Annotated in this window: 12 protein-coding genes; 3 read left to right on the top strand and 9 right to left on the bottom strand. The window is 64.7% G+C overall.

Annotated elements, in window-relative coordinates:
* Positions 1-164: 164 nt before the first annotated feature.
* The 6 genes from AC5ZFO_RS34010 to AC5ZFO_RS33985 all read right to left on the bottom strand — a co-directional run bounded on the left by AC5ZFO_RS34010 (position 165) and on the right by AC5ZFO_RS33985 (position 5,994).
* The gene (locus tag AC5ZFO_RS34010) at positions 165-1,283 is read right to left on the bottom strand and encodes a cobalamin-independent methionine synthase II family protein (protein ID WP_496123126.1); all 1,119 of its coding nucleotides are present in this window, start codon (positions 1,281-1,283) and stop codon (positions 165-167) included.
* 19 nt (positions 1,284-1,302) lie between these two features.
* Positions 1,303-2,019, bottom strand: a complete 717-nt coding sequence (locus AC5ZFO_RS34005; RefSeq protein ID WP_496123125.1) for an ABC transporter ATP-binding protein — start codon at positions 2,017-2,019, stop codon at positions 1,303-1,305.
* The gene (locus tag AC5ZFO_RS34000; protein WP_496123124.1) at positions 2,012-2,767 is read right to left on the bottom strand and encodes an ABC transporter ATP-binding protein; all 756 of its coding nucleotides are present in this window, start codon (positions 2,765-2,767) and stop codon (positions 2,012-2,014) included. The genes AC5ZFO_RS34005 and AC5ZFO_RS34000 overlap by 8 nt, the downstream gene beginning before the upstream one ends.
* Positions 2,764-3,792 (bottom strand): branched-chain amino acid ABC transporter permease, encoded by a 1,029-nt coding sequence (locus tag AC5ZFO_RS33995; RefSeq protein WP_496123123.1) that lies wholly within the window; start codon positions 3,790-3,792, stop codon positions 2,764-2,766. Before AC5ZFO_RS33995 ends, AC5ZFO_RS34000 begins: the two co-directional genes overlap by 4 nt.
* Positions 3,793-3,800: 8 nt before the next feature.
* Positions 3,801-4,670: a branched-chain amino acid ABC transporter permease gene (locus AC5ZFO_RS33990; protein ID WP_283017111.1), complete on the bottom strand. Its 870-nt coding sequence runs from the start codon at positions 4,668-4,670 to the stop codon at positions 3,801-3,803.
* Positions 4,671-4,803: 133 nt separating this feature from the next.
* Positions 4,804-5,994 (bottom strand): ABC transporter substrate-binding protein, encoded by a 1,191-nt coding sequence (locus AC5ZFO_RS33985; RefSeq protein WP_282523630.1) that lies wholly within the window; start codon positions 5,992-5,994, stop codon positions 4,804-4,806.
* 522 nt (positions 5,995-6,516) lie between these two features.
* On the opposite strand from AC5ZFO_RS33985, the gene AC5ZFO_RS33980 reads away from it, so the two are divergent.
* Positions 6,517-6,801 (top strand): hypothetical protein, encoded by a 285-nt coding sequence (locus AC5ZFO_RS33980; protein ID WP_014493877.1) that lies wholly within the window; start codon positions 6,517-6,519, stop codon positions 6,799-6,801.
* Between the two features lie 72 nt (positions 6,802-6,873).
* Here the strand turns inward: AC5ZFO_RS33980 and purU are convergent, their stop codons facing one another.
* On the bottom strand, positions 6,874-7,737 hold the full coding sequence (gene purU / locus AC5ZFO_RS33975) for a formyltetrahydrofolate deformylase (RefSeq protein ID WP_028152006.1): 864 nt from the start codon (positions 7,735-7,737) through the stop codon (positions 6,874-6,876).
* A gap of 173 nt (positions 7,738-7,910) precedes the next feature.
* Between purU and AC5ZFO_RS33970 the strand changes: the two genes are divergently transcribed.
* Positions 7,911-8,750 (top strand): uroporphyrinogen-III synthase, encoded by an 840-nt coding sequence (locus tag AC5ZFO_RS33970; protein ID WP_496123122.1) that lies wholly within the window; start codon positions 7,911-7,913, stop codon positions 8,748-8,750.
* A gap of 17 nt (positions 8,751-8,767) precedes the next feature.
* Here AC5ZFO_RS33970 and AC5ZFO_RS33965 read toward each other — a convergent pair whose 3' ends face one another.
* Positions 8,768-9,448 carry a redoxin domain-containing protein gene (locus AC5ZFO_RS33965; RefSeq protein WP_496123121.1) on the bottom strand — a complete coding sequence of 227 codons (681 nt, stop codon included), beginning with the start codon at positions 9,446-9,448 and terminating at the stop codon, positions 8,768-8,770.
* Between the two features lie 21 nt (positions 9,449-9,469).
* Positions 9,470-12,790, bottom strand: a complete 3,321-nt coding sequence (locus tag AC5ZFO_RS33960) for an adenylate/guanylate cyclase domain-containing protein (RefSeq protein ID WP_496123120.1) — start codon at positions 12,788-12,790, stop codon at positions 9,470-9,472.
* Between the two features lie 292 nt (positions 12,791-13,082).
* Here AC5ZFO_RS33960 and AC5ZFO_RS33955 point away from each other — a divergent pair, with 292 nt between their 5' ends.
* Entirely contained in the window at positions 13,083-14,345 is a 1,263-nt protein-coding gene (locus AC5ZFO_RS33955; protein ID WP_496123119.1) for an MFS transporter, read from the top strand.
* Positions 14,346-14,430: the final 85 nt, after the last annotated feature.

Here is a 14,430-nt window from a genome sequence, read left to right as displayed (position 1 = left end):
AACACTCAGGTGTCATCGCCCGGCGTGACCGGGCGATCCAGTACTCCGGGGCAGTTGTGGTTGAATCGATGGGCCGCGGCGTACTGGATTCCCCGCTTTCGCGGGGAATGACAGTGAGTGAGTGGTGAAGCCTCGCCGCCACTCACGCGCCGGACCGCGTGAGCTCAATTGCCCCACACTTCGTTCGCGATCTCGACCGCGAGGCCGAGCTTGGCCCACTGCTCTTCCTCGGAGAGGATGTTGCCTTCCTCGGTCGAGGCAAAGCCGCACTGCGGGGACAGCGCGAGCTGCTCCAGCGGCGCGAATTTGGCGGCCTCTTCGAGACGACGCTTGATGTCATCCTTTTTCTCGAGCTCGCCGAACTTCGAGGTGATGACGCCGACCACGACGACCTTGTTGCCCTTGGGCAGGAAGCGCAGCGGCTCGAAGCCGCCGGCGCGGTCAGAATCGTATTCGAGGAAGTAGCCGTCATAATTGGTGCCGGCGAGCATGGTCTCGGCCACGGGCTCGTAGCCGCCCGAAGAAATCCAGGTCGAGCGGAAATTGCCGCGGCAGACATGCGTCGTCACCACCATGTCGGCCGGCTTCTCGGCAAGCGCGTAGTTGATGACGCGCGCATAGATCTGCTGGAGACCCTCGGGATTGTCGCCGCGCTCGCGCGCCTTCTGCAACTCGTCCTGCGAGCAGAGATAGGCCCACACCGTGTCGTCGAACTGGAGATAGCGGCAGCCGGCGTCGTAGAAAGCCTTCACAGCCTTGCGGTAGGTCTTGCCGAGGTCTTCGTAGAAGGCGTCGAGATCGGGATAGACGTCCTTGGAGATCGCCTTGCGGCCGCCGCGGAAGTGCAGCACGGCCGGCGAGGGAATCGTCATCTTGGCGGTGACGTGGGCCTGGTCGGCGGACTTCTTCAGGAAGCGGAAGTGATCCAGCATCGGATGGTCGTCGGGGAAATCGAGCTTGCCGATCACGCGGACCGCGTCATGCCGCGTCTCGACACCCGCGAACTGGATGCCCGTGTCCGGATGAAACATTTCGCAGCCGGTGAGCTTGGCCAGGAAATCGAAATGCCACCAGGAGCGGCGGAATTCGCCGTCGGTCGCGAGCTTCAAGCCGATCGAGGCCTGCTTGTGCACGACCTTCTCGATCTCCATGTCCTCGATCTTGCGCAGATCGTCGGCCGAGATCTCGCCCTTCTCGAGCCTGACGCGGGCTTCCTTGATCTTCGCGGGACGCAAGAGGCTGCCGACCTCGTCGGCGCGGAAGGGGGCTTTGGTTCGCTGCATTTTCTACTCCCAGAATATTTTAGTGGGCCGCCGCCCCTGCGACGCCGAGGTGGCGCTCGAGGACCGACGGGTCGGCCTTCAGCGCGGCGCTCGGGGCGTCGTGGACGATCGTTCCGCGCTCCAATATCACAACACGGTCGGCGAGCCCCAGAATCTTTTGCGCGTTCTGCTCGACGATGATCGAGCAGATGCCGCCCGCCCGGGTGATGGTGCCGATCGCCTTCAGCAGCTCCTCGACGATGATGGGGGCGAGGCCCTCCGTCGGCTCGTCCAGCAGCAGGACCTTCGGGTTGAGGGTCAGCGCCCGGCCGATCGCCAGCATCTGCTGCTCGCCGCCGGAGAGCTGGTTGCCAAAATTGCTCCGCCGCTCCTTCAGCCGCGGGAACATCTCGTAGACCCTCTCGACCGTCCAGGGGCCGGGCTGCGCCACCGCGGTCATGTTCTCTTCCACCGTCAGCGAGCGGAAGATGTTGCGCTCCTGCGGCACCCAGCCAATGCCGGCCCGCGCCCGCTGATCGGGCCGCAAGCTCGTGACATCGGTCCCGGCCAGCGCGACCGAGCCGGAGAAGCGGCGGGTGACACCGACGATGGAGTTGATCAGCGTGGTCTTGCCGGTCCCGTTGCGGCCCAGCAGCGCAAGCACCTGTCCCTCGGCGAGGCACAGGGACATGTTGGGCAGCACCACCGCCTCGCCATAGCCGGCGCGCAGGGCGTCGATCGCGAGCAGGTCAGACATTGACCGCCTCCTCGCCGAGATAGACGGCCTTGACCTGCGGGTCGCGCGCGACCATTTCGGGCGGCCCCTCGGTGAGCAGAGCGCCCGAGACCAGGACCGAGATGCGATCGGCGAAGGAAAAGACGAGGTCCATGTCGTGCTCGATCAGCAGCACGGTGACGTCGCGCGGCAGGCTGCCGACGACCGCGAGAATGTCGTGGCGTTCGCTCTCGGGCACGCCGGCGGCGGGCTCGTCGAGCAGCAGCACCCGCGGCTTGGCAGCGATCGCGACCGCGATCTCGAGCAGGCGCTGCTTGCCGTAAGGCAGCGTCACGGTCTCTTCGTTCATGACGTCGAGCAGATGGAAGCGCCTCAGGAGATCGGCGATCTCGCCATTGACGTCGCTCCGCGTGCCCATCCGCCGCCACCAGTCGCCGCCATGGCCGAGGCGCTCGGAGACGGCGAGGCCGATGGTCTCGAGCGGGGTCAGGTCGGGATAGAGCTGGTTGATCTGGAAGGTGCGCGACAGGCCGCGCAGCACGCGCTTGTGCACGGGCAGATCGGCAATGTCCTGGCCTTCGAGCAGGATCCGGCCCGAGTTCGGCTTGAGCACGCCGGTGAGCTGGTTGATGACCGTGGTCTTGCCGGCGCCGTTCGGGCCGATCAGCGCGTGGCGGGCGCCCTGCTCGATCTTGAGCGACAGGTCCCGCGTCACGCGCAGGCCGCCGAACTGCTTTTCGAGGTTCTGGGTTTCGAGCGCGATGGTCATGCGTCGCTCTCCGGCACGGCAACGACGGCCTTGCGTCCGGCAACCTGCTTGATGACCAGGTTCGGCACGTACAGCACCCAGCGATGCAGGCGCTGGCGGCCGACCAGCACGATCACGACCAGCACCAGACCGATCCAGAACTGCCAATATTGCGGGGTGATGGTGGAGAACAATTCCTGGAGCATGCGGAAGATGACCGCGCCGACCAGCCCGCCATAGAGATAGCCGGTCCCGCCGATGACGAGCACCAGCATCAAATCGGCCGAACGCTCGAAGGCGAACACGTCGAGCGAGGCGATCGCTGTGGTCTGGGTGAACAGCGCGCCCGCGATGCCGGCATAGAACGCCGCGAGCGTGTAGATCGCGATCAGGCGGCGGTCGACGGGGATGCCGATGGCAGCAGCGCGCAGCGGATTGTTCTTGATCGCGCGCAGCGACAGGCCGAACGGCGAATGCACGACGCGGCGGGCGAACAGGAACAACAGGAACAGCACCGCCAGCGAGTAGAAGAAGCCGGTCTTGCCGAACATGTCGAACGGGATCTCGCCGAAGATCGGCTGCATCTCGATGCCCTGAAGGCCGTCGGTGCCGCCCGTGATGTTGGAGAAGCGCTCAGCGAGTGCCTCCAGCAGCAGCGCGATGCCGAGCGTGACCATCAGCCGGGTCAGATCGACGCCGCGGATCACCAGGAAGCTGGTGGCGAAACCCAGCACCATCGCGGCAAGGCCGGCTACGATCAGCGCGAGCACGGGCTCGTTGATGATCCCATGCAAGGCGAGAAGCCCCGCGGCGTAGGCGCCGACGCCGAAGAAGGCGGCGTGGCCGAGCGAGACGATGCCGGCATAACCGAGGATGAGATCGAGCGACATCGCAAACAGCGCCAGCCGCAGGATGTCGGTCATGATCAGATAGCGCGTGGGGAATGCGAAGCCGCAGGCCAGCACGACCAGCCAGAAGGCGACTTCGCCATAGTGCCAGCGCGCCTGGCGCTGGGCGTGATAACCGACGTCGGAGGAAGCGCTCATCGGCGGCCTCAACGCGCGGCCGTGCGGCCGAACAGGCCGTTCGGGCGCCAGATCAGGATCACGATCATCATGGTGTAGATCACGAAGGGGCCCATCTTCGGCACGTAATATTTGCCGGCGACGTCGCCGATGCCGAGCAGGAGCGAGGCCAGGAACGGCCCGGTGATCGAGGACGAGCCGCCGACGGTGACCACGATCAGGAAGTAGATCATGAACTTCAGCGGGAAATACGGATCGAGGCCGAGGATCTCGGCGCTCAGCGCGCCGCCGAGACCGGCGAGCCCGCAACCGAAAGCGAAGGTGAAGGCGAACACCTGCGGCACGTTGATGCCGAGGCCGCTCGCGGCACGGGGATCATCGACCGCGGCGCGCAGCCGGCTGCCGAACCGGGTCTTGGCCAGCACCATCTGGAGAGCAATGGTGAGCAGGCCGCAGATCACGATGATCATCAACCGGTAGCGGCCGATGCCGACGCCGAACACGTCGAATTGGCCCTGGAGCGCAGCCGGCAAATTGATGAAGACGCGCGACGACCCCTGGATGTAGTCGACGGCCGCGACCGACATGAACGTCAGACCGATCGTGAACAGCACCTGGTCGAGATGGCTGCGCGCATAGAGATGGCGGTAGAGCGTTCGCTCGAGCACGATGCCGATCGCAGCCGACGAGACGAAGGCGAGCGGCAGTGCGGCGAAGAACGGCCAGCCCATCCGGTTGACCAGGACCATGCAGACATAGCCGCCGGCCATGGCGAAGGCGCCGTGGGCAAGATTGACGAAGTTCATCAGGCCGAGCGTGACCGCAAGCCCGCAAGCGAGCACGAACAGCAGCATGCCGTAGGCAACGCCATCGAACAGGTTGGTGAGGATAGAGGTCATCGGAAGCGGGTGAACCCTGGTAATCACTCGTCATTCCGGGGCAGCGCGCAGCGCTGAACCCGGAATCCATTTCCATCACGTCGAGATCCCCGATGCGCGCTAAGCGCGCTCGGGGATGACGCGCTTTCGCGCGTCACTTCTTGGTCTTGCCGAGATCCTTGACGGCTTCGAAGGTCGCGAACTCGACATTGTAGAGCTCGCCGTCGACCTTCTCGACCTTGCGGATGTAGATGTTCTGCACGATGTCGCGGGTCTCGGGGTCGATCGAGATCGGGCCCCGCGGGCTTTCCCATTTCTGGCCCTTCATGGCTTCGACCAGCTTGGTGCCGTCGGTGTCGCCATTGGTCTTCTTCAGCGCCTCGTAGATGAGGTGGATGCCGTCATAGCCGCTTACCGCCATGAAGCCCGGACGGGTGCCGTAGGCCTTCTTGTAGGCTGCGACGAAATCCTTGTTCATCTGCGAGGGATGCGCCGCGGAATACAGATGCGCGGTGACCGTGCCGAGCACGGCATCGCCCATGTTGTTGAGCAGGTCGTCGTCGGTGACGTCGCCCGGTCCGATCACCTTGATGCCGGCCTTGTCGAGGCCACGCTCGGCATATTGCTTCATGAAGTTGCCACCCTGGCCGGCCGGCACGAAAACGAAGATCGCGTCGGGCTTGGCGTCCTTCATGCGCTGGAGGAACGGCGCGAAATCGGGATTTGCGAGCGGCGTCTTCACCTCTTCGACCACCTCACCGCCGCCGGCGGTGAAATTCTGCTTGAAGAAGTTCAGCGCGTCGTTGCCCGGCGCGTAGTCGGAGGTGAGCGTCGCCACCTTCTTGATGCCGTTCTTCACCGCCCAGTCGGCGATGATGGTCGAGGACTGCGCCAGCGTGAAGCTGGTGCGCACGATGTAGGGCGAGCGCTCGGTGATGATGGAAGTGCCGGCCGCCATCACGACTTCCGGGATCTTGGCCTGGGTTGCGAGCGGCGCGGCCGCGAGCGCTGCCGGGGTCACGCCGAAGCCGGCGATGAAATTGACCTTGTCGTTGACGATCAGCTCCTGCGCGGCCGTCTTGGTCTTGTCCGGAATCGCGGCGTCGTCCTTGAGGATGATCTCGATCTTCTTGCCGGCGACGGTGTCGCCCTTCTGCTGCATGTAGAGCTTGATCGCATTCTCGATCTGCTTGCCGGTCGAGGCCTGGCCGCCGGTCATCGGCAGGATCAGGCCGACCTTGACGGTATCCTCGGCCTTGGCCGGCACGATGGCCGCGAGGCCGGCGATGGCGGCCGCTGCTGCGGTCCAAGAGACCTTATAAGAAAACGTCTTCCGTTCGAACATCAGATGTCCCTCCCCTTCAATCCTGACCTCTTGTGCGCCGGACCGAGTGCCCGGTCCTTGGCTCAACCTTGGCTCACGCACGCGCGATGTCGCGCCACATGGCGTCTTTCGCGCCCTTATTGTCAATCGGACGTTTGGCGACCATTCGGCGCAAGCCGCGCGTCCCGATTGCCGACGACGGGAGCGATGCCGTGGTTACGTCGGGGTAACCCGAGCATCCCCATCCCGGCCGCTCCTATTTGTACGATTGTACAAATAAAATGGACCTGTCAACGAAAAAGCCCCGCCGCCGACCAAGCCAGTTTCTCGCGAGCCCCTTGCCACAGTCTAGAAAGCGACCGGGCGCGTGGATGGAGGATTTCGTCTTTCTTTTGCAGAATGCGGACACCGGCGAGGTTTCGGTTCAACGCAAATCGGTAACTAATTACCTATCTCGAATAAGTCTATTTTACCTTGTTGAAGACTACTCTTCCCGCGCCAGCCTAACCCGGCGTCCAACCTGACCGAATTCGCGCGCGCACAATGCTCAAGCCCTTCCGCTCCGTCCTCACCCTCGTTGCGCTCGCCGCGGGGCTGTCCGGCTGCGGCACCGTCAACGAAAAGCTGTCCGCCGGCATGGGCGACTACGTCCCGCAATGGGCCGGCGGCCTGCCGGCCGACGCACCGCCGCGGCCCGGCACGCCGCAATACGACGCCTACATGAAGGAGCGCGAACGCAAGCGGCTGCTGCCGGCGGCGGATCGCGAGAAGGAAGAGCAGGCGCAGAAGGGTGCGACGGGCTCCACGTCGGGCGGCGCGGTGCGCTAGGGGAGCGAATGGCGAATAGGGAGTGGCGAATATCGCCACCCTCTCCATTCGCTACTCGCCACTCACTATTCGCTAATCCATGAACACCACGGTCTTGCGGCCGTTGAGGATGACGCGGTCGTCGAGGTGGTAGCGGATCGCGCGGGCCAGCACGCGCCGCTCGATATCGCGGCCCTTGCGGACGAGATCCTCCGGAGTGTCGCGGTGGCTGATGCGCTCGACGTCCTGATCAACGATCGGGCCTTCGTCGAGGTCGCGCGTGACGTAATGGGCGGTGGCGCCGATCAGCTTGACGCCGCGCTCATGGGCCTGGTGATAGGGCTTTGCGCCCTTGAAGCCCGGCAGGAACGAGTGGTGGATGTTGATGCAGCGGCCGGAAAGCTTGGCAGAAAGATCATCCGACAGGATCTGCATGTAGCGGGCGAGCACGACGAGATCGGTGCCCGTCTCGGCGACGAGATCGAGGATCTGCGCCTCCTGCTCGCGCTTGGTCTCCTTGGTGACAGGCAGATGGTGGAACGGGATGCCGCCGAAATCGAGCCCGGCATAGACCTCGCGCGGATGGTTGGAGACGATTGCGGTCGGGACCATCGGCAGCTCGCCGGTGCGCCAGCGATAAAGGATGTCAACCAGGCAATGGTCGGATTTCGACACCAGCAGCATCACCTTGCGATGCGCGGCACGGTCGCGCATCTGCCACTCCATGCCGAAACGCTCCGCGATCGCGGCAAAGCCGGTCTGGAGCGCCGACAGCTCCACGGCGAGATCGGCCGCGGTGAACACCACGCGCATGAAGAACTTCTTGGTCTCGACGTCGTCGAACTGCTGGGCATCGAGAATGTTCTGTCCGTTGTGGGCCAGAAAGGTCGACACCGCCGAGACGATGCCGGGACGATCCGGACAGGACAGGGTCAGGACATATTGATGATCGGGCATGGCTCTTGATGAAGGTTTGGGCAGCGACTGCGGAACGACCCGCGATTTGCGCCCTGCTCTATCACCGACCCCGCCCTCGCGCCAATCCCAAGACTTGATCCCAAGACTTGCTTCTACATAAAGCGCGGAGTCAGGATGAACGGACCATTGAAATTTACCACCGGAGCACACCCATGGCCGACCGCTTGAACGGCTACCGCATCCTGATCCTGGAGACGCGCGAGGAGGCGCAGTTCTCAAAGCTTCTGGCGGAGCAAGGCGCCGATGTCGTGCAGTGCCCGATGTTCACCATTCACGACGCGCCCGATTCCGCCCCGGTCGAGGCCTGGATCCGCCGCGCCATCGACCAGCCCTTTGACGATCTCGTGCTGATGACGGGCGAAGGCCTGCGGCGGATCATGAAGCTCGCGCGGAGCCGTGGTCTCGACCAGGCTCTGGTCGCAGCCCTCGCCAAATCGCGAAAATTCACCCGCGGCCCGAAGCCCGGCAAGGCGTTGCGCGAGATCTCCCTCGATGCGCAGCAGACCACGGAGAAGCCGACCACCGAGGGCGTGATCGAAATGCTGGGCAGGCTCGACTTGAACGGGCGACGCGTCGGCCTTCAGCTTTATCCGGACAAGGACCACAGCGTACTGACCGGCGCACTTGCCGCGCAAGGCGCCGATGTCGATACCGTGCTGCCTTATGCCTACGATTCCAAGGCAGCGGATGCCAACATCGTCGCCGCCATCGACGAGATGGCCGAGGGGCGGATCGATTCCATCGCGCTGACCAATCTTGGCCAGGTCCGCCGCCTCGTAGAAGCCGCGAACGCACACGGCAGTGAGGCGAAGTTGCGCGCAGGCTTGGAGCGGACGCTGATTGCGTCAGTGGGCCCTGCGGTGTCGGGAGAGCTCGCCGCGCATGGCCTGCGCACGGACATCGCACCGGCGGAAGACCACTATTTCATGCGCCCGCTGATCTCGGCGATGGCGGCGGCGCTCGCCGAGAAGCGGCCGAAGGTGGCGGGTTAATCACCAGGCGCCGATGCCTAGCTTGCCACCTGCGAGGCGGCCGACATCAACTCCTGAGGGCTCGGAGCCCCGAACATGCGGTGGCCGCCTTCAGGAACCTCGGTAAAGGTCCAGCGCACGATCCCCTCGCGATCAAGCAGGAACTGGCCGAACAGCTGGCCCTGGCCGGTTGCCGCCATGCGCTGATCGGCCTCCATCATCTCGTAACCGTCCTTGTTGTTGAGGTACTCGGAAGCCGCCAACCGATTCATCGGCCCCGACGTTTCGCCGGGCACATCCACCTGCATGCTCTTGACGACGTCCATACCGACCTTGCGCGGCCACTCGGTCTCGTTCTCCGTAAATTCGATATTGGGCAGGCCGAACGCGCGGTGCGAGACCCGCTCGGGGTCGGACGCGGCGAGCAGATTGGGCAAGGGATGATAGCGGAAGTAGAGCCGCGCGCGCTCGATGGGCGTATTCACGACCGTGAGACTTTCGACGCCCTTGTCGCGCAGCGCTGCGTCAAGTTGCGCCTGTGCCGCGATATGGCGCCGACAGAACGGGCAGTGCAGCCCTCGAAACAAGCCGATCAATATCGGACTATGCCCGCGAAAATCCTGGAGCGCGATCGTTCCATCGCGTGTGATGGCATCCAGCACGATGTTCGGTGCGCGATCACCCGGTTGAAGCGGCCCGTCGACATGAAGTTCTGACATGGTTGAACTCCTTCATATGACCTAGTCAAGAAATGGCAGTACGATCAGCCCGGCGGGATCGAGCCCGTGGCGGGTGCAGACATCATGGGCCAGCGCGAAATATCGGTCGGCCTCGGGCATGTCGCCTCGATCAAGGCTCAGCGTGGCGAGACCATCATAGCATGGAAAGAGCTGCTGCGGTTCGCCGGTTTCGTTCGCCACCTCGATTGCCTCATTGTAGCAGAGGGCGGCCAGATCGGGGCGGAAATGGCATTGATGGATTTGCCCGAGCACGATCAAGGGCACGGAGAGATGCTCGCGCTGATCGAGCGCACGGTCGATTTCGATCGCCCTTTCGGCAGCCGGCACCCCTTCCTCGGTGCATCTGTCCGTGAAGGTGCAACAGGCAACGGCAAAATTGGCAAGGAGGCGCGCCTGGAAGCCGAGATCCCCGATCCGGCGCGCGACATCGAGTCCACGCCGGCAGACCTCCATGGCTTTCGCCGGGTCGACAATCGTGTAGAGCACACTGAGATTGGTGTAGCTGCGGCAGGCGACGTTGAGGAGGCCGGCGGTTTCGGCGGCTGCTACGCTTTGCTCCACTTCGCGCACCGCCTCCTCGTGTCGTCCAAGCCGCGCCAGCGCAACGCCCTTGGTGTTGAGGGCCTCCGCAATGGCACGTGCCGCCTCGAGCCCGGCCTGCTCGTCCGCGTCCACCGGTGCGGACCGTGCATAGCCGAGCGCCTCGTCTGCCCATCTTGCGGCGGCGACGTGATCGCCGGTCCGAAACGCGAGACGGCCGCGCTCCTGCAGGAGATGCGCCCACTCGATGGGCGCGTCGGTCCCTCCAAGGAGGTTGGCCGCCTCGGCGTAATGCGTCTCAGCCTTGATCCGCTTGCCGGCGTCCCACAGCAATCGGCCAAGCTTGCGAAGAATTCGTGCTTCGCCGATCACGTCCTGTAAGGCGCGGTGCCCCTCCAACGCGCTCTGATAGTGCTCCTCGGCCGTGTTCCGGCGGCCAGCCGCGCCACAGAGGTTCGCAATCCGCTCGTACAGGACCAGACGTTCCGGCTCCCGTTCACCGCCGGTCAACAGCACGGCGAGGGCCTGTTGGTAGAGACGGATGGCATCGTCGTTGGCATAGCTGGCGCGTGCGCGATCGCCGGCCGCGCGTAGATAGCGCGCGCCTTTCGGCTTGCTCGCGCTCAGACTGAAGTGATGTCCGAGCCGTATGAGATCTTCGAGGCGCTCGGGCTCATGGCCATAGAGCCTCTCGAGCACCCCGCCAATCCGTCCATGAAGCTCGATCCGGCGCTGCAGAAGCAGGTTTTGATAGATCACGTCCTGAAGCATGGTTTGCGTGAAGCGGTAGGTCCGCAGCGAAATCGAGTTCGCGCCCGCGATCTCCTCGATGATCTCCGCGTCGCACAGAAGCTCGAGCCCAGCTTCAACCCTCGCCGGCTCGGTTGCCGCCGCACCGAGAGCAGCCGCATCAAAACGCGGGCCGATCACGGCGGCTTCCTGTGCCAGGCGGCGCACCTGATGCGGCAACCGGTCGAGACGCGCCAGCAACAACGCCTGAATGCTTGCCGGAATATCGGCGGAGGCTTCATCCGATTTCATCCGCCACTGCGCGCCGTCGCGCTCCAGGGTGCCGGCTTCGATGAGGCCGCGTATGATCTCCTCGAGGAAAAGCGGATTGCCGCCGGCGCGATCGAGGATTCGACCGAACAGGCCTCCCGGCGGTTCACGCCAACCGTGACTGAAATAGGCCGCGAGCAGCTCTTGTCCGTCGGCGTCGCCAAGCGGGGGCAGCCGAAGCGTCGTGTGGCTGATCCTGCTCGAACCGAACTGATCCAGCTCCAGCATCGGCCGATGCGTAAACAGCAGCATCAGCCGCGTCCGCTCCAGTCGGTCCATCAGGAACCGCAACGCTTCAAGCGACACCGCGTCGGCCCAGTGCAGATCCTCGACGATGATCAACAGTGGCGACAGTGCCAGGCGGCGTTCGAAGACGGTGCGTATCGCGAAAAATATCTGCCGACGGAGCTGTTCGGGCTCGACATGCCTGAGCACGGCGTTGGGGTCGCCGAGGCCGAGCACGTGCAGATAGAGGGGCATCAGGCGGTCGGCCTCGTCGGTCGCGAGGCCAAGCTCCGACAGCGCGGCGGCGACCTTCGCCTCCGCCTCCGCGGCGCCCGCCTTCTGCGCGATGCCATAGGCGCTGCGCAGCACGGCGGCGAGAGTGCCGTAGGATTGTTCGCCGAGCGGCGAGCACGCCGCCTGCCGGATCGCCACGCCGGCGAATCGATCTTGGTCGCGGATGCGCGCGACGAATTCGCCGACCAGGCGCGTTTTCCCGATGCCGGCTTCGCCGACCAGCCGCACCAGTTGAGCCGCGCCGCCGCACGCGCGATCAAGGCTGCCGATCATGCGCGCAAGCTCGGCGTCGCGCCCGATCAACGGCGCATTGAGGCCCAGCGTGTCGAGACCGCGCGCCGCACGGGGCGTGTCGAGCGGCTCCTTCAGACGGTGGACCAGCACGCTGCCCATCTTGCCCTTGAGCGAGACCTCGCCAAGCGAGTCATAGGAGAACGCATGCCGCGTCAGACGGTGGGTCAACGGCCCGACCAGCACCTCGCCCGGAGCCGCCATCGATTGTAGTCGCTGGGCGGTATTCACCGTGTCACCGGTCACCGAATAGGATTTGGAAACACCCGCACCGAGCCCGCCCGCGACGACGTGCCCGGTGTTGATGCCGACATGGAGCAGCAGCGGCGAACCGGCATACGCCTTCGCGCGTTCGCTGAGGCGCGCCGTCCGGCCGATCATGTCGAGGGCAGCGCGTACCGCCCGCTCCGGGTCGTCCTCGTGCGCCGCCGGGGCACCAAACAGAGCCAGCAGCGCATCGCCGATGAATTTGTCCACGAAGCCGCCAAAGCTTTGCACCGCGGCCGTCAACTCCTCGAACAATTCGTTTTGAAGCGTCTGCATGACCTCGGGGTCGAGCCGCTCGCTCATCGCAGTGAAGCCGCTGAGGTCGGCAAACAGCACGGTGATGGTGCGGCGGTTCGCCTCGCTGTCGATCTGGTCCGACGGAAGTCGAAATGCGGCTTGAGCCTCCTCCGCCGGCACGAGCGGCGGAGACGAGGACCGGATCGGGAGCGTCGTCGGGCTCGTCCGCGCCGATGCCTGCCCGCCTGTGAGGACCTCAGAGACGAAGGCACCGCATTTCGGGCAATAGGCGAAATCCGGCGCGCATGGAAAACCGCAGCCGGGGCACGCGTTCGGCTGCTTCGTGCCGCACTTCGGGCAGAAGGCAAAGCCGCTCTGGACCTCTAAACCACAGCAAGAGCAGTTCATGGGTCAAGACCTCGCGGAAGCCGCGACGGCGCGATCTGCTGGACCCGTCCGGATGGGTCCAGGACGCAGACCAGAATGGGCTCTGCGCGCCGGAAGAGCAAGCGGCGGCTAGTCTACCTCTCCGTATCGGCTGGGCAACGAAGCGATGCTGCGGGCGCACTCGCGCACCGCACGTCGTCGGCAAGCATGGCGGCATGCGGTAGCGCCAATTGACAGGGGCATGGCCGGGGCTACCCTGCCGAACAGAAGAACAAAAATAAGGGGGAATCGCCGTGAAACCCGTCATCGCATCTTGAGCACATCCGCACGACCTTCCGCACTCGCGCCATTCCGCATCCGCAACTATCGCTTCCAGTGGCCGTCCGATCTGCTCACCTCGTGGGCGTTCGAAGTGGAGACGCTGGTGCTCGGCTGGTACATCATGGTCGAGACGGGCTCCGTGCTGCTGCTCACCGTGCTTGCGTCGCTGCAGTTCGTCGGGACCTTGGTCGCGCCGGTGCTCGGCATGATCGGCGACCGGATGGGTCATCGCGATCTCCTGGTCGTGATGCGCCTGGCCTATACGGCGCTCTCGTCGACCATCATGGTTCTGGCGCTGACCGGTCATTTGTCGCCGCTGAGCGTGATGATCATCGTCGCGCTCATGGGCCTGATCCGCCCCTCGGATCTCGGCGTTCGCGGCGCGCTGCTTGCCGAGATCATGCCGGCCGAGCAACTGGTGGGCGCCATCAGCGTTGCGCGCACGACCCAGGACAGCGCCCGCATCGCCGGAGCGTTGACGGGTGCAGGCCTGTTCGCCGTCCTCGGCATCGGGCTCGTTTACGTGGCGATCGCCTGTCTGTATCTCGCGGCTGCACTTCTCATGCTCTGCCTGACCCGGCCGAAAAGGACCGTCACGACGAGCGATCTTCCGGCGAACAGCCACGCGGTTTCGCGATTGCTGGGCGACCTCAAGGAAGGGATCGTCTATGCCTGGAACGGCCCGGGAATGCGCGCGGCGCTGTGCGTCGCCTTTCTGGCCAATCTCACCGCCTTTCCCTTCACCGGCGGACTATTGCCCTACATCGCGCGGGACATCTTTCATACCGACCAGACCGGCCTCGGCTATCTCTCGGCGAGCTTCGCCGTGGGCTCGCTGATCGGCTCCATCACGCTCAGCCTGGTCAGCGGACTGCGCATTGCCCGGCTTCTCATCGGCGCGACGCTGGCCTGGTACGCCATGCTGCTGGTGTTCGTCGAGATCAGGACCATGCCGGTGGCGATGGCCTGCCTCGTTCTCGCCGGCATCGCCCAGAGCATGTCGATGATATCAGCTGCCGTGATCCTGATGCGGACGGCGAGCGCGCACCTGCGCGGCCGCGTGATGGGCGTCCGCATGATGGTGATCTACGGCCTGCCGCTCGGATTGCTCGCGGCCGGCAGCCTGATCGACATCATCGGCTACTCCGCGACGGGTTCGCTCTATGCCGTCGCGGGCTTCATCGCGATGCTGGCGATCGCGGTCCGCTGGCGCGCCGACCTCTGGCCGGTCCACGCCCCCGCAAACGCGCGCTAGGGCCTGTCCTCATCTGTGGACGCCCCGCCAGATGCAAGCGGTTTTTGAGGAAGATTGGCACGTAGTCGGATGCTGCCATCTGTCC

The sequence above is a fragment of the Bradyrhizobium sp. Unk1 genome (genome assembly GCF_059512345.1).
Note: the sequence above shows the minus strand (reverse complement) of the source record. Positions and strands in the feature narration are given on the sequence as shown.